Source organism: Mycoplana rhizolycopersici (assembly GCF_013378445.1).
Classification (GTDB): Bacteria; Pseudomonadota; Alphaproteobacteria; order Rhizobiales; family Rhizobiaceae; genus Mycoplana; species Mycoplana rhizolycopersici.
On sequence record NZ_JABXYK010000004.1, the window covers coordinates 168,373 to 189,788 of the forward strand.

Consider the following 21,416-nt stretch of genomic DNA (forward strand, 5'->3'; position numbering starts at 1 on the left):
CTTGCCGGGCCGCATGTCTGGCTGACATCCCTTTGCCTCGTCAGGCGCCGGTGTGGCCCTCGGGATCATAGAACCTCAAACGGATGTCCGCCACCGCGAGGCGCTCGAAAAGCTTGCGTTCCTTTGCGATCGGCCACCACTCGTACAGGAAGATTTCCAACGGACGCCACAGCGCTACCCAGCCAACGATCACGAGACCTTCTTCGACGAAAACGACGATGCCGTTCTCCGGCATGAAGGCGGCGAAGGCCTGTGCCAGGATCAGGCAGGCGCCGAGGATCAGGCAGCCGATAAGGAGGGTTCTGCGACCGGTGCTGAACAACTCGCGCAACTCCCTGTTCGTGACGGCCGCGCGCTGGCGAAAGAAGGTGGCGATCGAGGCGCGCAGATCGCGCGACGCTTCCTGCTCGCCTGTCCCTTCCGGAAGATAGACCACGAGCTCGAACGGCCTGTCGCGCGGCATCTCTCGGGCGCTGTCGGTAATGTATTCCTCGGCATGCGTGGCGAGATCGCGCGCACGGAAGGGCAGCGGGTCCAGCGTCTCGAACAACTGCGACAGGTCGCGCAGCTTGATTTCGATCCGATTGACCGCATCGCCATTGCTCATCGTTTCCTCGTCGCGGCGCAGCGTATCGGGCGCTGGGTCGCCCGATGTCACGACGTTGGTCGCCGGCTGCGTTGCAGCATCCATCCGGGCGCTCACGGGCCGGCCGGTACCAGGTCCGGCTGCTGGGTGCCGGTTGGCTCAGGCTCATCCTTCGCCTGCGGCGGTACACGGAACCAGAGCACGTAGAGCGCCGGCAGGAAGATCAGCGTCAGCACCGCCGCCACGATCAGGCCGCCTATGACCGTGAAGGCCAGCGGCTTCCAGAACGGATCGCGGATGATCGGCAGCATGCCGAGAATGGTCGAACCGGCGGTGAGGAAGATCGGTCGGACGCGGTCTGCCGTTGCATCGATCACGCTTTGCCAGGATCGCCCGTGCTGCTCGATCCGCTTGTCGATCTGGTCGATCAGCACGACCGAATTTCGGATGATCATGCCGATCAGGGCGATCATGCCGAGCACGGCGATGAAGCCGACAGGCGTATTGGTGAGAAGCATGATCGCAACGACGCCGATCAAACCCAGAGGCACCACGCTGAGGACGAGCAGCAGGCGCTGGAAGCTCTGCAACTGGAACATCAGAATGATGATCATGATGATGGCCATGACCGGCAGCATCGACGTGACGGACGCCATACCGGTCTCGGCCCCCTCGACGGAGCCGCCGATCTCGATCGTGTAGTTCGGGTTGTCGCGGCGTAGCTGCTCGATGGCGGGCTCGGCCTGTTCGACCACAGATGCCGCCAGTACGCCCTCGGTCATGTCGGCCTGGACGGTGATCGTGGGGATCCGATCCCGGCGCCAGATCAGCGGCTGGGTGGTACGGTACTCGATCGTGGCGATGCTGGAGAGCGGGACCGTACGGTTGGGACCGATCGGGATCTGCAGCGAGCGCAGGGTCTCGATATTGGCGCGCTCCTCGGGAGCTGAGCGGGCAACCACGTTGACGAGGTAGATGGAATCCCTCACCTGGGTGACGGGCAGGCCCGACGTCGTGGCGAACAGCGTCCGCGCAATCACCGAGGAATTGAGCCCCACCAGGCGGGCGCGGTCCTGATCGACTTCTATGACGATCTTGCGGATCGGCTCGTTCCAGTCGAGGTTGGGGCTGATCACGCCGCGGATGTTGCCGAGAACGTCGGCGACCTTCCAGGAGAGGTCGCGAACGCCTGCGACGTCGTTGCCGCTGATGCGGTACTGCACCGGCCAGCCGACGGGCGGTCCCATCTCAAGCGGAGAAAGTCTTGCGATGACGTTCGGAAACTTCTCGTCCAGAACCTCCTGCAACCGCGCCTGCAGCCCGTCGCGGGCGGCAACGCTGCTGGCGATCACCACGGCCTGTGCCCGGAACGGCGCCGGCGGCTGGATGTCCATCGGCAGATAGAAGCGGATGGCGTCGGAACCGACATAGAAGCTCCAGTCGACCACGTCGGTGTCTGCGGCAAGGATCTGCTCGACTTCCTTCGCAGCGGCTTCCGTCGCATGGATCGAGGAGTTCTGCGGCAGGACGAGCTGCAGCATCAGTTCCGGCCGGTCGGAAGGCGGGAAGAACTGCCGGTTCATCAGGCCGGAGGCCAGAACGGAGACGACAAAGAGGCCGACGGTTCCCGCGACCACGACGAGCCGCATGCGGACGCAGGTGCGCAGGATCCCGCGGAAGGTGGAGATCAGCCGGCTTTCCGGCTTCGTCGCGCCCGACGTGCCGGATTTCAACACCGCAAGCCCCACGATTGGGATCAGCAGCACGGCGATCAGCCAGGAGATGATCAGCGCATAGGCGATGACGAGGAAGAGGGAGCGGGCATATTCGCCCGACACGCTCTGGGCGAAGCCGACCGGGATGAAGCCGGCGATGGTGACGAGCGTGCCGGCGAGCATGGGAAAGGCGGTCGAGGTGTAGGCGAACGACGCCGCCTTGACGCGTTCCATGCCCTCTTCCAGCTTCGCCAGCATGATTTCGACGGCGACCATGGCGTCGTCGATCATCAGCGTGAGGGCGATGATGAGTGCGCCGAGCGAGACACGCTGCAGCGCAATTCCCGTCAGTTCCATCATCAGGAAGGTCATGGCCATGACGAGCGGAATGGAAACGGCGACGGCCAGGCCGGCGCGCACCCCCAGCGCCACCAGGCTGCAGCCGAGGACGATCAGGATCGCCTGCATCAGCGAGATGGTGAAGCCCTGGATGGCGTTGGTGACCACCTCGGGTTGGTCTGCAACCTTCGTCAACTCGATGCCGATGGGCAGGTCGTGCTGGAAGCGGTCCATGACCACGTCGATGTTGCGGCCAAGCGCCAGGATGTCGCCGCCGGCCGCCATGGACACGGCAATGCCGATGGCGGGCTTGCCCTTGACGCGCAACAGCGGCTGGGGCGGGTCGACCGTCCCACGAACGACGCTCGCGATGTCGCCGAGCCGGACGAAGCCCGAGGATGTCGGTATGTTCAGGTTGCGGATGTCGTTTTCGTCCTTCAGGTCGCCGGAAACCTCCAGCACAGTGCGGTCGGATTCGGTCGTCACGAGGCCTGCGGGCAGGACGGCGTTCTGCGCCTGGATCGTGCTGATGATCGTTGCGGCGCTAAGGCCGAGGCTGGCAAGCCGCTGGGTGGAGAATTCGATGAATATCGTTTCGTCCTGCGTCCCCAGCATTTCCACCTTGCCGATGTTCTCGACGCCGAGCAGGCGGTTGCGTGCCTCGTAGGCCCAGTCGCGCAGTTCCCGGTCGCTGAAATCCTCGGAGGTGAGGCTGTAGATGATGCCGAAGGTGTCGCCGAATTCGTCGTTGAAGAACGGGCCGACGACGCCGGGCGGCAAGGTGTGGCGAATGTCGGCCACCTTCTTGCGTACCTGGTACCAGACTTCGCCGACGTCGTCCGGCGGCGTGGAGTCGTCGAGCACCACGTAGATCACCGACTGGCCGGCGGTCGTCAGGCTGCGCAGCGAATCGAAGAACGGCACCTGTTGCAGCGTGCGCTCCAGGCGATCCGTCACCTGGTCCGACTGCTGCTCGATGGTCGCGCCCGGCCAGGCGGCCGAGACCAGCATCGTCTTGACGGTGAAGTCCGGATCCTCGCTGCGGCCGAGGTTCCAGAAGGACAGGGCGCCGGCAATCGCGCCGAGAATCATCAGGAAGACGATCAGGCCCTGGCGCTTGATCGCCCATTCGGAGAGGTTGAAGCTGCCATTCATTGCAGGCTTCCTTCGAGCAGGCGGACCGGCATGTCGGGACGCAGTTGCTGCGCACCGGCGACGACGACGTGATCGCCGGTGGCGATCCCCTGCGTCACGAGGAAATCCTGCGTCTCGAAGCGCAGCACGGTGACGGGGACGAGCTTCGTCGTGCTGCTGGCGGGGTCAACGAGCCACACTGCAGGCCCGCTTCCCTGATTGAAGAGAGCGGTCATCGGCAGGCGGGCGACCGGATCGCCGGAAAGCCGGATACTGCCGCGCACCGCGCTGCCGAAGCGGAAGTCTTCCGGCGGATTGTCGAGTGCGACGCGGACGGTGAAGTTGCGCGTAATCGGATCGGCGACCGGCGAAATCTCGCGAACCCTGCCGCCCGTCGTGCTCTGTGGATTGCTGAGCAGGCGGACTTCGATCCGCATGTCGCGGCTGGCCGCCTGGATCGCGCTCTCCGGAACCTGGAACACGGCGTCCTTGTCTTCCATCCGCGCGACCCGGACGACCATCTGGCCGCCGCCGACGATCTGGCCGATTTCGGCGCCGACCGCCGTCACCACCCCGTCTGCATTCGCCTTCACCGTACGGTTGTCGAGGTTATTGTGGGCCACGCGCAGGGCCGCCTCGGCGGCATCCGCGCTTGCCTGCGCCATGTTGGCCTGGGCGATCGCGGCGTCAAGCGCCTGCCGTGTCGCGGTGCGCGGATAGAGCGACTGCGTGCGGTCGCGGTTCAGGGTCGCGTTCTCGAGGCTTGCCTTGGCTGAGAACACATTGGCCTCCGCCTTGCGCACGGCGTCCTGCTGGTCCTCGGAGTCAAGTCTCGCCAGAACGTCGCCGTTCTTGACGAGTTCGCCGACCTCGACGGCGCGTTCGCGCACCTCGCCGCCCTGGCGGAAGCTGAAATTGGTCTCGAAGCGCGGCTGCACCTCGCCGACGAGCGAGCCGAAGGTATCGTCCGGATTGAAGGATACGGTGACAGTCTTCACCGGCCGCGGGGGCAGCTCCGTCTTTTCCTCCTCGTTCTGGCAACCGGTTACGAGAAACAATGCGGCGGCCAGACACAGGCCGCGCACGGCCACCTGTCGTGTGAGGAAAAGCTTGAGCGTCATGAGAACCTCTTATGGCGGACGTGGCGGCGCGCGACCTTCGCCGCGCACCGTTTTTCTTTTAAGTCGTCAGTAATCGACTGCATCGCGGATGATCGGGCAGGTCATGCAGTGACCGCCGCCGCGTCCGCGGCCCAGTTCGGCACCCGTGATCGTGATGACCTCGATGCCTTCCTTGCGCAGCAGCGTGTTGGTGTAGGTGTTGCGATCGTAGGCATAGACGACGCCAGGCGACGCGCAGACGAGGTTGGCGCCGCTGTCCCACTGGGTGCGTTCGCGCATATAGTCGTTGCCGCCGGTTTCCACGACGCGCATCTTCTTGAGGCCAAGCGCATCGCGCACGGTTTCGACGAAGGTGCCCTTGTCCTTGTGCAGCTCGACGCCACCCTTGCCGTCCGGACGGTACGAGAAGGCGTCGATGCCGTTGACGATATCGGGATAGAGCAGCACGCAGTCGCGGTCGGCGAAGGTGAAGACGGTGTCCAGGTGCATGGCTGCGCGCAGCTTCGGCATGGCTGCGACGATGACGCGCTCCGCTGCGCCCTTTTCGAAGAGGGCGGCGGCCACCTGGCTGATCGCCTGGCGCGACGTGCGCTCGCTCATGCCGATCAGCACGTTGCCCTTGCCGATCGGCATCACGTCGCCACCCTCGATCGTGGCAAGGCCCCAGTCCTTGGTCGGATCGCCCCACCAGACGTTCACCTTGCCGGCGAAATCGGGGTGGAACTTGTAGATCGAGGAGGTGAGGATCGTCTCTTCGTGCCGCGCCGGCCAATAGAGAGAATTCAGCGTCACGCCGCCATAGATCCAGCAGGTCGTATCGCGGGTGTAGAGCGTGTTCGGCAGGGGCGGCAGGAGGTATTCGTTGACGCCGGCCGCATCGCGGATCAGCGTCAGCTGGTCGCCGCCGACGGTTTCCGGGAACTCAAAGGTCGAAAGGCCGCCGATCAGTGTTTCGGCGAGTTCCCGGTTGGACAGGCCTTCGAGATAGGAGCGGACCTCGTCCAGCAAGCCGAGGCCGATCTGGTTCGGCACGACCTGGTTATCGAGGATCCACTTCTTTGCTTCGGGGATGGCAACGGTTTCCGCCAGCAGGTTGTGCATCTCCACCACCTCGATGCCGCGGTCGCGCATCTTGGTCATGAAGTCGAAATGATCCCGCTTGGCATTGTCGACCCAGAGGACATCGTCGAACAGCAGGTCATCGCAGTTGGAGGGAGTGAGACGCTGGTGGGCGCGGCCGGGCGCGCACACCATGACCTTGCGCAACTGGCCGACCTCGGAATGCACGCCGAAATTGGTTTCCATCTTGGGACTCCCGTACGTTTCTCGTTAGTGGGTAATGGTGCCTGTCAGCAGGCCGTAGGTGCCGATTGCGCCGGCCACGACCGTGACGGCGAAGATGCCGAGTTCCACCGGCGTGAAGATCTGCGCGTTCTGCTCGCGGCGGGCCCAGAAGTAGAGAATGGTGCCGGGCACGAAGAGCACTGCGACCAGAAGCACATACTTCAGACCGGCGGCGACGAACATGAACAGCGTGTAGACCACCGCGATCCAGGCGAAGATCTGGTCTCGCCCGCGCTCCTGCGGCGTCGTCTCGTAGCCCTCGCCGCTCCGCGCGATCAGCACGCCGTAACCGGCGACGAGAAGATAGGGCAGCAGCGCCGTCACGCTCGTCATGTCGAGCATGAAGTTGAAGGCGTCGCGCGACCAGTATGTGGAGATCACGAAGAGCGAGACGACGATATTCGTCAGCCACAGCGCATTGGCCGGCACGCGGTTGCGGTTCTGCGCTGCGAACATCCGGGGCATGTCCTTGGAGTTCGCCGCGGCGAACAGCACTTCGGCGCAGATCAGCGACCAGGCGAGATAGGCGCCGAGCACCGATATCAGCACGCCGATGGAGATCATCACCGCGCCCCAATGGCCGACCGCGAGTTCCAGCGCACCGGCCAGCGACGGGTTCTGAACACCGGCGATTTCAAGTCGCGGCGCAGTCGCATAGGGCAGCAGTGTGACGGCCACCATCAGGCCGGTCACGGCGACGAAGCCCAGAATGGTGGCAGAGCCGACGTCGGAACGCTTTTTTGCAAAGCGCGAGTAGACGCTTGCGCCCTCGATGCCGAGGAAGACGAAGACGGTGATCAGCATGGTGTCGCGCACCTGCGCCACCAGCGACTTCTCGTACATGCCGACGCCGCCGAAGAAGTTCTCGGCGAACTGCGAATAGTTGAAGACGAAGACGAAGGCGATGATCGCCACGATCAGCGGCACAATCTTGGCGATGGTGACGACCGTGTTGATGAAGGTCGCCTGTTCGACGCCGCGCAGGATCATGAAGTGGAACGACCAGATGCCGATCAGGGAGACGACGATCGCAGTCAGCGTGCTGCCGTCGCCGAACACGTCGGGAAAGAAGCGCCCCAGTGTCGAACCGATCAGAACCCAGTAGAACACGTTGCCGAGGCAGCTTCCCAGCCAGTAGCCGAAGGCCGAGAGGAAGCCCATGTAGTCGCCGAACCCTGCCTTGGCGTAGGCGAAGACACCCGAATCGATGTCCGGTTTCTTTTCCGCCAGGGCCTGGAACACCCGTGCCAGCATGTACATGCCGGTACCGGCGATCAGCCAGGCGATGATGGCGCCGAACGGTCCGGTGGCGCTGGCAAAACGGCCAGGCAGGTTAAAGATGCCCGCGCCGACCATGGAGCCGACCACCATGCCCGTCAGTGCGAACAGTGAGAATTTCTGCGTCGTCTCCGTAGCCATCTCGCCCCCGATAAGTGCCTTAAAACTACTGATGATTTTCGTTGGATGCCGTCGCATCGGCCCAAACTATAATGCGGAACAACAAGGGCTGTGATCAGCACAGAATCCCAAAACTATGCTTTGCGTTCACAATTCCACCCCCTCGCCATCCGCGAAAAAAGCGCAACCGCTTGCCTGCCGTGATCGGCGTTACTTCCCCTTGCCCCTTAATTTTGTGCGGCCGGCTTTCGCGCAGCGGCGGGTCACGCCGTGATTGCACCTGTCGCGATCAGGTAGATGGCGAGGCAGGCGCCGAGGACCGCGAGGATGAAGAGCCCGAGCTCCAGCGGCGTGAAGGCCCGTTTTGCCTGTTCCCGGCGCGCGATCAGATAAAGGATGGTGCCGGGCGCATAGATCACAGTGGTCAGCAGCAGGTGCTCGGAGCCTGCGGCATAGATCAGTCCGGCGGTGTAGAGCGTGGCAATGCCGGCGCGAAGGAGATCGCCGCGGCGGGATGCGGGTTCGCCGCCGTAGGTTTCCCCGCTCCAGGCGAGCTTCAGACCGTAGGCCGCGACGAGAAAATACGGGATGAGAATCATCGAGCTGGTGAGCTCGAGGGCCAGGCGAAAGGCATACTGCGTGAACAACGTGACGATCAGGAAGATCTGGACGACGATGTTGGTCAGCCACAGCGCGTTCGAGGGAACGCCCTGTGCGTTCTCGTGGGAGAGAAAACGCGGCATGGTCTCGTATTTCGAGGCCGAATAGAGGATCTCGGCTGCGAGCAGCACCCAGGAGAGATAGGCCCCGGCAACCGAGATCAGCAGGCCAACGCTGACAAAGACGGCACCCCACGGGCCCACGACTGCTTGCAGCACACCCGCCATCGACGGGTTGCGCAGGCCGGCGAGCTCGGCCCGCGGCAGTACGCCATAGGAGAGCAGCGTGACCAGGATCAGCAGGCACAGCACGCCGGCAAAGCCCATCAGGGTCGCTATGCCCACATCCTCTCGCCTGCGGGCATAGCGCGAATAGACGCTCGCGCCCTCGATGCCGACGAATACGAAGACGGTGACGAGCATCGTCGCGCGAACCTGGCTGGCAATGTCCGACAGGCCGGCATCCTCACCGCCCCAGAAACTCGCGGCGAACAGCGAGGCATCGAAGTTCAGGGCGACGATGACGATGAAGAGCAGGATGGGAATGATCTTGGCGAAAGTGACGATGTTGTTCAGCGCGGTCGCCTGCTTGATGCCGCGCAGGATCAGCGCGTGCATGCACCAAAGCAGCACCGACGACACGGCGACTGCCGCGATCGTGTTTCCGTCGCCGAAGATGGGAAAGAAGAGGCCGAGCGTGGACTTGATGAGGACGAAGTAGGACACGTTGCCGAGGAGGGCTGCAGACCAGTAGCCGAGTGCTGACAGAAAACCCGGATAGTTGCCGAAGCCTGCCTTGGCGTAGGCATAGATGCCGGCATCGAGATCGGGCTTGCGGCGCGACAGCGTCTGGAAGATGAGCGCCAGCATCAGCATGCCGACGCCGGCTATGGTCCAGGCGATCAGCGCGCCGAAGGGACCTGTGGCGCGACCGAAGGCCTGCGGTAGCGAGAAGATGCCGGCACCGACCATCGAGCCGACCACCATTGCGGTCAGCGTCCAGAGCGTGAATTTCTGCGGCGTGACCGGCGCCATGTCTCTCATCCGTCCCTTGCAATATCAGTCCCTGATTCCCTCAGGGTTCCGGTGATCCTGCACAATCGACGGCGCTCTGTAATCGGCTGCGAATCCCAAGACTTGGCAGAGCGTCCCGTTTGCCGCCGGGCACTGCCGCCGATGTCCCCATGCGATCAGGAACCGGCGGCCTGTTGCCGTCGGGCGAATCCGGTGATCTATTGCAGCCGCATTCGTCAAGTGATTGAGATGATGCGGGAACACATTGAAGCATCGCATGCTCCGGACGTTCGACCCCGCTGTCCTTCCGGCATTCATGCGTTTCATGGGCCGGGCAAGACCCGAACGGGGCGACATTGACCAATCGATTGGTACTCCTGCTGACGATGCTTGCGGTTCTTTCCGGCTGCGGGGGGCGTGCGGTGACCGGGCTTCAGGCCGGGGTCTCCAGTGAGAAAACCGCCGCCGTCGTGCCGATCTTCCTTGCCACCAACCGTGCGCGCTCCGACAATCCGGCACTGCCCTATTCGGCCGAACGGTCTCAGGCGCTCAACTTTGCCGAATTCGACGTCGGCATACCCGGAAACCACACGCCCGGCCGGGTGGAGACGAGTTCCCGCGTTCCTGATCCCGCCCGCCAGTTTGCCGCCGTCGACTACCGCCCGATCGAGGACCGCAGGCGCTTCGTCGCCGCGCTGAACGCGGCCCTGGCCAAGCGCGCGCCGGCGGATCGGGAGATCTTCATTTTCGTCCACGGCTACAACAACAACATTGCCGAAAGCCTGTTCCGCAACGCCCAGATCACCCATGACTACGGCATCAATTCGGTTTCCCTTCACTACGCCTGGCCGTCCGGCGGTGCGATCCCGCTCTATGTCTTCGATCGCGACAGCGTCATCGTCGGCCGCCGCGGGCTGGCAGAGACGATCGAACTCGCCGCACAGACCAATGCGACGAACGTCGTTCTCGTCGGCCATTCGATGGGGGCTTACGTGGTGATGGAGGCGCTGCGGGACCTCGCGCTCAGCGGCGGGCAGCGTTACCTGCGCCGGCTCGGCGGGGTGGTTCTCGCCGCACCCGATATCGACATCGACGCCTTCCAAAGCCAGGCGGACGATATCGGCAAGCTGCCGCAGCCCTTCACCATCATCGTTTCGCGACGCGACCGCGCGCTGGGTTTCTCGCGGAGGATCGCCGGCGGCCATCCGCGGGTCGGCAGCGGCGCCGACATCGCGCTGCTGCAATCGCGCGGCATCACCGTGCTCGACGTCTCGGAACTCGATGGCGGTACGCACAGCGTCTTTGCCAGTTCACAGACGCTGATGAAACTGATCGACAACAGCCGCCTGATGCGGGCGACGCTGGACGACGAGAAGGCCTCTACGGAACCGTCGGCCCTTGCCGCAAGCGCCGCCGCCGTTGAGGGGGCCACCTCCTTGACGCTGTTCCTGCCCGCACGCCTGATCGGCCGAATGGCGACTGCCGCGCCCACCCAATAGCGCCCCGGAAGCGCGAAAGTGGCGACCGTTCGCCGGCCTGTCGAATGGGACGCAGTGCCATGTACAATTGCCGGCGCTCGTGCATCATGACCCGGAAGTGAGCCTGCCGTGTCCGTTCTGGGGCACATTTCCGGAGCGCCTGCCCGTGCCATCGGCCGAAGAAAAACGACAGCGAACGGGGCTTGTCCTGCCTACGGGTTTCGCCGGCCTGTGGCTGCTCCTGTTCTGCCTGTGGCTGATCTTCAACAGTTCGCTCGCCCTGCCGATCCTTGCGACCGGCGTCGTTGCCGCAACCGCGCTGGCCTGGATCTTCACGACACGCAGCACGGTCTGGCACTATGTCCGGCTGACGCCGCGCACGCTCTATCACTTTCTCGCCTACACCGGCGTCTTTTTCGTGGAGCTGGTGAAGGCCAACGTCAATATGCTGCGCTACGTTTATTCGCCGCGCATCGACATTCGCCCGGGCATCGTCAAGATCCGCATGCGGTTGCGCTCGCCGATCGGCCGGCTGGCGCTTGCCAATTCCATCGCGCTGACGCCGGGCTCGCTCGTGATGGATGTCGAGGACGATGCTCTTTACGTCCACTGGCTGGATGTCAGGACGACGGATATCGATGAGGCAAGCGAGATGATTGCCGGGCCGTTCGAAAAGCATCTGGGGAGGGTTTTTGGCTGACACGATCCTCCTGTTTGCCGGCTTGCTGATCCTGCTGAGCATAGTCTTGTCCGTGCTGAGGCTTGTTCTCGGTCCGACGATGGTTGATCGGGTGGTCGCAATCGACACGCTGACTGTGATCTCGCTGTCGCTGGTGGCGCTCTATGCCCACCTGTCGGGGCGCTTCGTCTATCTCGACGTGGCCCTTGTCTACGGACTCCTCAGCTTCCTGGCGGTGCTCGCGCTGGCGCGCTTCCTGGAAAAGGGGCGCTAGCGATGCTGGCCGAGCTCTTCATCCTGGTCATCTGCGCCAGCATCCTCGTCAGCGGCATCCTCGCGGTCTCCCTGCGCGGCCTGATGGCGGCGATGATCAGCGCCGGACTGGCGAGCCTCTTTGCCGCGGTATCCTATGTCCTGCTTGCCGCACCCGATGTCGCGATGGCGGAGGCTGCTATCGGCGCCGGGCTGTCGACGCTGGTTTTCCTCTACGCCATTCGCAAGACGAACGCCGGAAAGGAGTGACGATGGAACTGATCGGCAGCATCGTCATCCTCGTCGGCGCGTTTTTTCTGTTCTCGGCAGGCCTTGGGCTTCTGCGCATGCCCGATGCGTTTACCCGCATACAGGCGGGTACCAAGGCGTCCACGCTCGGCAACATCCTCGTTCTTGTGGGCCTGGGCTTCTATCATCCCGACTGGGCGCTCAAGCTGCTGGTCATCGCCTATTTCGTCATCCTGACGAACCCCATGTCCTCGCACGCGATTTCGCGCGCCGCGCATTCCATTCGCACGCCGATGGCGACGGGTACGGTCGTCGACGCGCTGGCCGAACGGGACAGCGAGGCGAAGCAGGAAAGGATACGCCGATGAAGCGGTTCTTCGGTGCCGTTGCGGTCCTTCTCTTCGGTGTCGTTCTGTGGGGCGTGGCGACGGGCTATGCCGAGCGCGGCGCTCCATCGGAACTCGCCATGCGCTATCTGGCCGAGGTCCCGGCCGATCTTGGCGCCGCAAACGTCGTCACCGGCATCCTGATCACCTATCGAGGCTTCGATACGCTGGGCGAAGTCGCCGTGCTGTTCATGGTGGCGGCGACGGTCGGCCTTCTGTTGGGTGGCGAAAGCCGAGGCACTTCCGCCGCTTCCCGGCCTGCATCGCGGCCGCCGAGCGAACTTGTCAGCAATGGCGCCGAGGTCGTGCTTCCCGTCATCTTCCTGTTCGGCACCTATGTCATCGTCAACGGGCACCTGTCCGCCGGCGGCGGCTTTCAGGGCGGTGCGGTCGTCGCGTCCGCCGTAGGCCTAATGGTGCTGGCGCGACCGTCGGCCGTGCTTGACCACGGGTTTCTCAGCATCGCCGAATCCCTTGCCGGCGTGTTGTACGTCGCGACCGGCATTCTTGGCCTGATCCTCGCAGGTGGCTTCCTGGACAGCCGGTTCCTGCCGCCCGGCGTGTTCGGCGCCTTTGTCAGCGCCGGCGCCATTCCGCTGATCTCCGCACTCCTCGGCATCAAGGTCGGAGCGGAGCTCAGTGTCATCATCGATCGTTTCCGAAGCTGACGGGGGCAGGATGGGACTGCCGATTTCGCATGTGCTTCTGGTGACGGGTCTGCTGCTGATGCTGGTCGGGCTGTGGGGCGTCTTCGCGCACAGGAACATCCTGCGCATCATCATCGGCTTTTCGATCCTCAACACCGGTATCCACATCGTCATGGTCGCGACCGGCTATGTGACGGACGGCACCGCGCCGATCATAGACAAGGCGCTGCCCGTGGGGGAGGCCGTCCGCAGCGCCGTCGATCCGATCCCGGCCGCCCTTGTTGTGACGGCAATCGTCATCGGCTTTTCCGTCACCGCTGTCATGCTCTCCTATGCCGTCAGGCTCCATCAGGCCCGCAAGACACTCAGTATCGACGCCTTCACGGAGTCGAAATGGTAGAGGGGCTCATCCATCCGCTGAACATCTTCCTGCTGGGGCTTGGCGGCGGCTTCCTGATACCGCTGCTCTATCGCCTGTCGAAGCGGCTGCCGGCGGTCGCCTTCTGGGCGGCGCTCGCAGGCATTGCAGCGCTGTCGGCGATTTGTTTCTGGCGCGTTCTCGAAGGGGGAGACGCGATCGAAATCGAGACGGCGGGCAGCCTGCCTCCGCTGGCGATCAGCCTGCGCTTCGGGGTCGCCGAGGGTTATTTTGCCTTTCTCGTCAATCTTGTTGCGGTGCTCGGCGCCTGGCAACTGTGGCGCGCCTTGCGGGAAAGCTACACGACCCTGCTTCTCTACCTGATCCTCGTCATGGGCATCAACGGCATGATCATGACGCGGGATCTGTTCAATCTCTTCGTCTTCCTGGAAATCGTCTCCGTCGCAACCTACGGCCTGTTCGGGCTGGGGCGGTCGCCGGCGGCGCTTGCGGCGAGCTTCAAGTACATCATGGCGACGGTACTGGCCTCGTCCCTTTTCCTTCTCGGTGCAGCGCTTCTCTATCACGTCACCGGGACGCTCAGCATCGACGAGATGATTGTCCGGCGCGAGCTGATCGCGGGGCCGGTCGGGGCGACGGCGCTGATACTGGTGTTGGCCTGCCTCGTCATCGAGTTGAAACCATACCCCGCCAATGGCTGGGGCCTGGACGTCTATGAGACCGCGCCCGCAGGCGTTGCCGCGATCGTTTCGGTCGGCGTCTCTGCCGGCGTGTTCTTCGCGCTGCTGAAGCTTCTGCCGCTGTTCGAACCGCATCTGACGCTGATCGCCGTTTCGGCGGCGATCACATTCCTCGCTGCCAATCTGATCGGGCTGCGGCAGGCGAACGTGCAGCGGATGCTGGGATGTTCCTCAGTCGCGCAGATGGGGCTCCTGACGATGGCGCTTGCGCTGCTGTCACAGTCTGGAGTCGCCGAACTGCATATGGCGTTCGTGATCGGTGGGCTTTTCGCCAATCACCTGTTCGCCAAGGCGGGATTGTTCTGGCTGGCAGGCGCTCTCGGCCGCGAGCGGATCCGCGACTGGAACGTACTGTCCACCGGCGCGCCTTTCGTGATGGTCTTTGCAGCACTGCTCGTGGCGATCGCAGGGCTGCCGCCGTTCCCCGGCTTCTGGGCCAAGTGGGAACTGGTGATGCGGCTGGCGGCGAGCGGGGACCACGTGTGGATCGCCGTCGTGCTGCTCGGCTCGCTGCTCGAAGCCGCCTACATGTTCCGGTGGTTCTGCCGGGCGGTGGGCGGCCAAAGAAGCGAGGATGCCACGGTTCCGGCATTGATGCGCTGGCGCCGCGGTCTGATGCCTCCTGCTGCATGTGTGGCGCTGCTTCTGGCTGGCGGTGTTGTTGCGGCAGGGGAGGCGGGGGCGGCCTCGGCATGGCTGTTTGCCCCGCTGGCGGCCGGTGCGGTTTTGCTCGCTGCCGAAGGCCTCCCCGGCAGGGGGAAATGCGTTCTGATGCTGCTCTTGGTATCCGCCGTGGGGTTCTGGCTGCTCCAGGGCGTCGGCGGCATCAGCGGGCTGTTCGGCGCGCTTTTTCTGGCAGGCGGCGTCGTGATCGCTTCGGCGGCACTTTATCGCGACGATGCGCGGCACGGCTACTACCCGCTGATGGCCGTCTTGCTGCTGTCGATGATCGCACTGTTGCGGGCAACAACAAGCCTTGAGTTCTTCTTCTGCTGGGAAATGGTGACGCTCGCCTCTTCGTTTTTGCTTGCCCTTTCTCCGCCGGCGCGCCGATATGTCCTGCAGTTCTTTCTCTTTTCGCTCGCTGCCGCCTTCCTCCTGCTGGCCGGCTTTGGACTTGTCGCAGCCACACTCGGAACGACCAGCCTTTCCGCCTACGCAACGGCCGGGCCTGCTGCGGCACCCGCCTTTGTGCTGCTTGCGATCGGCTGCTTGATCAAGATCGGCGTCATCGGCGTGCATGTGTGGTTGCCCAACGCACATGCGACGGCCGACGGCGACCTGTCGGCCATATTCTCCCCGCTCGTCACCAAGGTTCCGGCTTTCGGACTGTTCATGGTAGCCTATCTGGCCACCCGCTCGCAGGTCGGGCTCGAGCTGGCACACGTTGTCGGATGGATCGGCATGCTGACGGCTGCCGGAGCCGCGCTGCTGGCGCTGCACGAGACAGACATGAAGCGGATGCTTGCCTATTCGAGCCTGAGCCAGACCGGATATATCGTCGCCGCCATAGCGCTGATGAGCCACCTTGGCTGGGTCACTGCGCTCTATCTCGTCGCAAACCACCTGATGGTGAAAGGCATACTGTTCCTGACAGCGACAGCGATCATCTATCGCACGGGCCTGCGACGGCTGGAGGACTGCGGCGGCCTTGCGCGCAGGATGCCGCTCACCTTCGTCGTGTCGGTCGCCGCCCTGGTGTCGATGTCAGGGCTGCCGCCGCTGGCGGGCTTCGGCGGCAAGTGGCTGCTTCTGACAGCCATGCTGCAGAAGGAGTGGTACGGCCCGCTTGCGCTTGGGGCCTTCGCCACGCTGATCGGCCTTCTCTACATGTTCCGTTTCGGCCATGCGCTGTTTCTGGGGCCGCCCAAACGCGAGCTTACGGACGTGCGTGAAGCGCCAGCCGCCCTTCTCGTTCCGCAGTTCGTGCTGCTTGCGGGCATCCTGTTGCTGTCGTTCTTCCCGAAGCTCTTCATGGTTCCGGTGTCTGCCGCGATCGACCCGCAATTCGCGTCTACGCTTGTCTGGCAAGGCATGTCGCTCGAACTGATCTACGCCTACTGGGATCCGACCAGGGCGATTGTCATCGCCGTCGTGATCGCAGCACTCGGCTGGCTTGCCCTTTGGCTGATCTACCGTGGAGGCCGCCGCCCCGGGCAGGTGCCGGGTGTGGCCCGCTTCTATCAATTCTACCGGGCGATGCTGGCCCCGCTGCAGAAGGCCCCCGTCGAGCGCTTCTGGGGCGGAGTGGCAATCGCCGTGGAGCGGGGGGCTGGGGCGGCGCGTCGCGTGTACACTGGCGACGGCCAGACCTATGCGCTTCAAGTCCTGTACTATGTCATAGCGCTTTATTTCGTGGCGATCGAAATCCCAAAATGGTGAAGTCGATCGATGAGCAGCATCTTCAAAGGGAAGGAAAGGAAAGAACATGCGAAACGCTTGCTTGATACTTGCCTTGGTCGGAATCGTCGCCTCGGGCTGCACGGCAACTGAAAGAGGTGCCGGCATCGGTGCAGCTACCGGCGCGGTGGTGGGCGGTGCCATCACAAACGACGTCCGGGGCGCTGCAGTGGGCGCAGCCATCGGCGGCGTTTCCGGCGCGGTGATCGGGAACGTCGCCGGACGCCCCGGCCAGTGCTACTACCGTGACCGCTACGGCCGTCGCTACGTCGCCGCCTGCCCGCGATAACGGATTGCCTCTGTCGCCGGCTTTCGGCTGGCCGATACCCGGCAGTGGAAATGCTTCCCTCCGCGCGTAATCACACGCGGAGGGAAAAATGGCCGTAGCGCCGCGTGTCGGCACGGCGGCGATCAAATGGAAATATTTGTGAAGGAGCGTTTCTTTGCACAGAGCAATTATTGCATCCCTGCTTGCGGTCCTCGTCGCGACGCCGCCGGTGCTGGTACCGGCTCCGGCAGAGGCCGTGACGGTCAACATTCAGATCGGCACCAATGTCAGCGGCGGCCGCTCGATTTCCTGTGAGGAGGGCAGGCGGAGGCTGCGTAACCGGGGGTTCCGGGATGTGCGGGCGATCGATTGCCGCGGCCGTTTCTTCGTCTATCGCGCATGGCGCGGCGGCAGCCGCTTCGAGATCGCGATCAACCGGCACACCGGGCGCGTCGTCGACGTACGCCGCCTGCGGCGATAGCGCCGGTAATCCGAGCTTGCGGTTTACGGAGCGGTGTCTGATGCCGCTCCGTGTGCCTTCTTGGAGCTTGCCACGGAGGATACGGGAGCGGACTTTTCGTCGTCTCCCGACAGCAGCACGGCGATCCAGCGTGTGGTTTCCACCCGCCGACCATACTCGATGAGGCAAATGAGGATCGGCACGCCGATAAAGGCGCCCGGAAGTCCCCACATGAAGCTCCAGAAGAACACGGCGAAGATCACAGCAAAGGGCGAAATCGCGAGCGAGGCTCCCGTCAGCCGCGGCTCGAAATAGCTGCCGATGATGAACTGGATGATGTTCAACCCGACGAACACCATGATCGCCGACTGCCAGGTGTCGAACTGCGCTATGGCGAAGAGTGTCGGGAACGCCGTTGCGATGAACGGCCCGAGGAAGGGGATATAGTTGAGCGCAAAGGCGATCGCGCCCCAGGCGGCGGCCAGTTCCAGCCCCACGAAAAGCGCAAAGATCCAGACCACAAGCCCGGTCAGCAAGCTTGCAAACGTCCGCACGGCCATGAACCGCCGGAGCTTCGCGGCGATCGTCAGGTTAGCGTCGAGTATCAGCGCGCCCTGCGGCTGAACGCTTGGCAGCATCAGCCGCCGCTTGAAATCTTCGACCTCCAGAAGGCCGAGCAGGACGGAGATGAAGACGACGAGCGTGAGCCCGGCAAAGCTGTTCATGCGGCCGGCGACGCTTTGCAGCATGCTCACCAGCCATCCGACGTTGAACTGCTCTGCGAGCGGGCCGGCGATCGCAATCCCATGGTCTTCCAGCCAATTCGTCCAGTCCAGATAGATGGTCTGGAAGCGGCTGGCGTTGAGAAACAGCCAGTGCCCGAGAACGCTCATGCCCCAGGCAATGGAAGACGCAACGGCAACGACGACGAGAATGGTGACGATGAGGGTGACCAGCAGGGCGAGCATGCGCGGCATGAGCCGCTGCAGCATCGCCTGCAGCGGCCATACCAGTGCAATCACCAGGATTGAAAATGTCAGCGGTACGAAGACCGCATGTGCGACGTACAGAAGTGCCAGCACGAGCACGCCGGCGACCACCAGCATTGCCATGCGCCCGTCTTCGATTTTCATCATGCGCGATCCCCGTCGAACGCGGCCGTTACCGCTGCGGCCAAGGCAAGCTTACGCGGGGTTGGACGCAGACTGCAATGCGTCGCGCAGGACCTTTTCCTTCGTTTCGTCCAGCGAGCTCCGCAGGACTTCGCCGCCAAAACCGGAAATTTCCTTGAGGACCTTGTCGGCCGTCATTTCGCGGACCAGCACGAAAAGCGCCGCACTTCCGGGCTTAAGCTTCGTCGCCAGTTGCTTCATGAAGTCGTCGTTGATCCCGACATCGGTCAGCGCGCCGCCGACTGCACCCGATGCGGCACCGACGGCGACGCCGAGCAAGGGATTGAGGAAGATGACGCCCACGAGCAGACCCCAGAAGCTGCCGGACAGCGCACCTGCGGCCGTCGTATGCAGCATCTGGTTCAGCCGGACCTTGCCGCTGTCGTCGCGCGTGGCGATCACCGCGTCGGCCAGCGTGATCAGGTATTCCTTCTGTAGGTCGATCAGGCGCTGGCGAACTTCCTCCGCCTTGGCTTCGGTCGGATAGACGATGGCGATCAGGTCGGACATGACAACTCCTGGCAATGGGTTCCGCATTGATTCGCGCGGACGATAGCCTGCCCCTTTCGGGTTTGAACTAGCATCCAGTCCCGAAGTTAGGCATCCAGTCTCTTTCTGCCAGCGCGTCGTCCAGACTGTGCCGGCCGCGACGCTACTCCACGTAGTAGCGCGTGTAGTTCTTGCGGAATTTCTCCGAGCCACCGCTGTCGCCATAGGCCGGCAACTGCTCCATGTCGGTCTTGTTCAGAACCACGCCCAGAACCTTTGAATTGATATCGATCTCGGCCTCCAGGATGTCGCGTACCAGTCGTGACGGCGTCTTGCCCCATTCGAGAACGAGGATGAAACCGTCGGCATGCTGGGCAAAGGCCTTGGCATCGACGACCGGGCCGAACGGCGCCAGATCGACGACGGTGTAATCAAACGTCTTTCGCGCATTTTCCATCAACGTGCCCATGCCGGGAGAGGCGAAGATTTCGTTGGTATAGTGGAATTGTTCGGTTGCCCCGTCCGGTACGTTCGGCAGGATCGCAAGCCGGGTCTGCTGGTCGATTTTGATCGCGGATGCCCAGGGCACGTCGCCCAGCACCGCTTCCACCAGCCCCGCCTTGGGCGCGGGTTTCAGCATGCGGCTGAGGCTTGGATTGCGCAGATCGGCATCCACCAGCAGGGTGCGCTTGCCCGCCGAGGCGAGCAGCAGCGCGAAGTTTGCCGCAAACGTCGTGTTACCCTCGCCGGGGGCGGCCGAGATGATCCCGATGACCTTGTTTGGCCGCTTCTGCAACAGCATCTCGCAGGCCAGTTTGGCGTTTCGAAGCGTTTCGGCGAAAGTCGATTGCGGGGCATCGCGCACGATGCGGGTCATCTGTTCGAGCGGCATCGGCTCATCTGCTTCTCCGTCCTCATGCCGCTTTCGCCCGAAGAGCCTGCCGAAAGGCGAACGCTGACTTGCGGTATTGCGGCCGATGAGCGGCAGATAGCCGAGCGAGCGATGTCTGAGCTGGGAGCGGACATCGCTTTCAAGCCGCAGGCCGCGCTCTCCCATCTCCTGCAGGAAGGCGAAGGCGCCGCCCGCCATCAGGCCGAGTACGGCGGAAAGCGCCATAATCATCGTCTTCTTCGGGCTGGAAGGCGAGACCGGGACGCCGGCTTCCGAGATCACGCGCGCCTTGGCGATCGGGAAGGAGCGCTGCTGGCTCGCCTGCTCATAGCGGTTCAGGTAGGATTCGTAGACCGCCTTCAGCGTCGTTGCCTTCTGCTCCAGTTCGCGCAGCTTTACCTGCGCTTCGTTGGCGTCGGAGTTGCGGCCGGCCACGCGGTCGATGCTGTCGCGCAACGACTGCTCGCGTGAGCGCGCGACCTCGTATTCGTTGCGGTAGGTCGCCGTCATCTGCTGCAGCTCGCGGAAGATCTGGCGGGAGAGATCGACTTTTTCCGCGCGCAGGGCGACGGCCTGCGGATGGTCGGCGCCGAAGTTCTGCGTCACGTCCTGCTCGCGCTTGTTGACGCTGCCATAGCGGTTTCTCAGGTCCTGGATGGCGGAGTTGTCGATTTCCTTGGCGGTCAAGACGGAATTTTCGACGGCCTTCTCCGGGCCGGTCTGGATGATCGAATTCAGCTGGTCGTAGCGCGCGGACGCGCTCGCTGCGTCCGCCTGGGCGATGATGAGCTGGCTGTTGAGGTCGGCAAGCTGCTGCTCCGACATCAGCGCGCCGCGGGTGGAGGTGAGATTGTTGTCGCGCTTGTAGGTCTCGACTTCCATGGCGGCGGTCTGGGCGCGCTTGCCGAGGTCGTCGATGCGCTCCTGCAGCCATTCGGAGGCCCGTTCCGAGGCCTCGAAGTTTGCGCTCAACTGGTCGGAGAGATAGGCGTCGGCATAGGTGCGGGCGACGAGGGCCGACAGCCGCGGATCGGGTGAGGTAAAGGCGATCGAGACGACCGAGGAGCGCGAGACGCGCTCGACCCTGAGCGACTGCTGCAGCATGGCGGCAGCCTTCTGGCGCCGGGCGTTGGCCAAGTCGTCTTCGGATACACGCGACCCCTTGGCGAAGACGCCGCTGACCGCAGCAACCCATCCCTTGACGGTTGCCATGAGGGAGCGTGGCGGGTTGGTCAGCAGCTGATTGTCGGAGAGATCGGCCTGATCCACGACACGCAGCGCGAGCTTTCCGGATTTGAGGATCTCGACGGTGCTGGCGATGCGGGTATCGAGCTGCTGGCTGTTCTGGGTCGAACTGTCCTGCTCCTCGGCATAGCGCGACAGGCTGTCGTCGATCAGGACCTGGGTCATCGAGGTATAGAGCGGCGTAGCGGATGCCAGATAGGCCGCCCCGCAGAGAATTGCCGCAATCGTGAAGAACGCCAGCGTCTTATACCGCCGCTGGACCGCCGAGAGGAGGCGGTCGAGGTCGATGAAGGCATCGGAGCTGTCGATCGTGTGCGGCAGCGATCTGCTCAGCGGTAAACTTCTCTGGTTCATGAAAACCTCGCTGTTC

The 21,416-nt window shown here is 63.6% G+C and carries 19 protein-coding genes; 10 read left to right on the plus strand and 9 right to left on the minus strand.

All coding sequences use genetic code 11. From position 1 onward, the window contains the following. Positions 1 to 40: 40 nt before the first annotated feature. From HV823_RS08115 to HV823_RS08140, 6 genes are all read right to left on the minus strand, one after another. A complete protein-coding gene (locus tag HV823_RS08115; RefSeq protein WP_246300970.1) occupies positions 41 to 691 on the minus strand; it encodes a hypothetical protein in 651 nt (216 codons plus the stop codon). Between the two features lie 8 nt (positions 692 to 699). After that, positions 700 to 3,795: an efflux RND transporter permease subunit gene (locus tag HV823_RS08120; protein ID WP_176949219.1), complete on the minus strand. Its 3,096-nt coding sequence runs from the start codon at positions 3,793 to 3,795 to the stop codon at positions 700 to 702. Then, complete coding sequence (locus tag HV823_RS08125) at positions 3,792 to 4,895, minus strand: efflux RND transporter periplasmic adaptor subunit (protein WP_176949220.1); 1,104 nt, start codon at positions 4,893 to 4,895, stop codon at positions 3,792 to 3,794. The genes HV823_RS08120 and HV823_RS08125 overlap by 4 nt, the downstream gene beginning before the upstream one ends. A 66-nt stretch (positions 4,896 to 4,961) precedes the next feature. Further along, positions 4,962 to 6,200, minus strand: coding sequence for an arginine deiminase (locus HV823_RS08130; RefSeq protein WP_176949221.1), 1,239 nt, complete (start codon positions 6,198 to 6,200; stop codon positions 4,962 to 4,964). A 24-nt stretch (positions 6,201 to 6,224) separates the two neighbouring features. Continuing rightward, the gene (locus HV823_RS08135) at positions 6,225 to 7,658 is read right to left on the minus strand and encodes a basic amino acid/polyamine antiporter (RefSeq protein ID WP_176949222.1); all 1,434 of its coding nucleotides are present in this window, start codon (positions 7,656 to 7,658) and stop codon (positions 6,225 to 6,227) included. A gap of 242 nt (positions 7,659 to 7,900) precedes the next feature. Then, positions 7,901 to 9,331 carry a basic amino acid/polyamine antiporter gene (locus HV823_RS08140; protein ID WP_176949223.1) on the minus strand — a complete coding sequence of 477 codons (1,431 nt, stop codon included), beginning with the start codon at positions 9,329 to 9,331 and terminating at the stop codon, positions 7,901 to 7,903. A gap of 335 nt (positions 9,332 to 9,666) precedes the next feature. Here HV823_RS08140 and HV823_RS08145 point away from each other — a divergent pair, with 335 nt between their 5' ends. From HV823_RS08145 to HV823_RS08190, 10 genes are all read left to right on the plus strand, one after another. Beyond that, positions 9,667 to 10,809 (plus strand): alpha/beta hydrolase, encoded by a 1,143-nt coding sequence (locus HV823_RS08145; RefSeq protein ID WP_246300971.1) that lies wholly within the window; start codon positions 9,667 to 9,669, stop codon positions 10,807 to 10,809. A 145-nt stretch (positions 10,810 to 10,954) separates the two neighbouring features. Further along, positions 10,955 to 11,488, plus strand: coding sequence for a Na+/H+ antiporter subunit E (locus tag HV823_RS08150; RefSeq protein ID WP_176949224.1), 534 nt, complete (start codon positions 10,955 to 10,957; stop codon positions 11,486 to 11,488). After that, positions 11,481 to 11,741: an MrpF/PhaF family protein gene (locus tag HV823_RS08155; protein WP_176949225.1), complete on the plus strand. Its 261-nt coding sequence runs from the start codon at positions 11,481 to 11,483 to the stop codon at positions 11,739 to 11,741. Before HV823_RS08150 ends, HV823_RS08155 begins: the two co-directional genes overlap by 8 nt. 2 nt (positions 11,742 to 11,743) lie before the next feature. After that, positions 11,744 to 11,989, plus strand: a complete 246-nt coding sequence (locus HV823_RS08160; RefSeq protein WP_246300972.1) for a hydrogenase subunit MbhD domain-containing protein — start codon at positions 11,744 to 11,746, stop codon at positions 11,987 to 11,989. 2 nt (positions 11,990 to 11,991) lie between these two features. Then, positions 11,992 to 12,336, plus strand: coding sequence for a monovalent cation/H(+) antiporter subunit G (gene mnhG / locus HV823_RS08165; RefSeq protein WP_176949226.1), 345 nt, complete (start codon positions 11,992 to 11,994; stop codon positions 12,334 to 12,336). Continuing rightward, the gene (mbhE, locus tag HV823_RS08170) at positions 12,333 to 13,022 is read left to right on the plus strand and encodes a hydrogen gas-evolving membrane-bound hydrogenase subunit E (protein WP_176949227.1); all 690 of its coding nucleotides are present in this window, start codon (positions 12,333 to 12,335) and stop codon (positions 13,020 to 13,022) included. The genes mnhG and mbhE overlap by 4 nt, the downstream gene beginning before the upstream one ends. 10 nt (positions 13,023 to 13,032) lie before the next feature. Beyond that, the gene (locus HV823_RS08175; RefSeq protein ID WP_176949228.1) at positions 13,033 to 13,401 is read left to right on the plus strand and encodes a sodium:proton antiporter; all 369 of its coding nucleotides are present in this window, start codon (positions 13,033 to 13,035) and stop codon (positions 13,399 to 13,401) included. Beyond that, positions 13,395 to 16,502, plus strand: coding sequence for a complex I subunit 5 family protein (locus HV823_RS08180; protein WP_176949229.1), 3,108 nt, complete (start codon positions 13,395 to 13,397; stop codon positions 16,500 to 16,502). The genes HV823_RS08175 and HV823_RS08180 overlap by 7 nt, the downstream gene beginning before the upstream one ends. 46 nt (positions 16,503 to 16,548) lie before the next feature. Then, positions 16,549 to 16,809 (plus strand): YMGG-like glycine zipper-containing protein, encoded by a 261-nt coding sequence (locus HV823_RS08185; RefSeq protein ID WP_176949230.1) that lies wholly within the window; start codon positions 16,549 to 16,551, stop codon positions 16,807 to 16,809. Between the two features lie 154 nt (positions 16,810 to 16,963). Beyond that, positions 16,964 to 17,269, plus strand: coding sequence for a hypothetical protein (locus HV823_RS08190; protein WP_246300973.1), 306 nt, complete (start codon positions 16,964 to 16,966; stop codon positions 17,267 to 17,269). Positions 17,270 to 17,292: 23 nt separating this feature from the next. On the opposite strand, the gene HV823_RS08195 is transcribed toward HV823_RS08190, so the two are convergent. From HV823_RS08195 to HV823_RS08205, 3 genes are all read right to left on the minus strand, one after another. After that, complete coding sequence (locus HV823_RS08195) at positions 17,293 to 18,384, minus strand: AI-2E family transporter (protein ID WP_176949231.1); 1,092 nt, start codon at positions 18,382 to 18,384, stop codon at positions 17,293 to 17,295. 48 nt (positions 18,385 to 18,432) lie between these two features. Beyond that, complete coding sequence (locus HV823_RS08200; protein ID WP_176949232.1) at positions 18,433 to 18,930, minus strand: DUF1269 domain-containing protein; 498 nt, start codon at positions 18,928 to 18,930, stop codon at positions 18,433 to 18,435. Positions 18,931 to 19,072: 142 nt separating this feature from the next. Next, positions 19,073 to 21,400: a polysaccharide biosynthesis tyrosine autokinase gene (locus HV823_RS08205; protein WP_176949233.1), complete on the minus strand. Its 2,328-nt coding sequence runs from the start codon at positions 21,398 to 21,400 to the stop codon at positions 19,073 to 19,075. Positions 21,401 to 21,416: the final 16 nt, after the last annotated feature.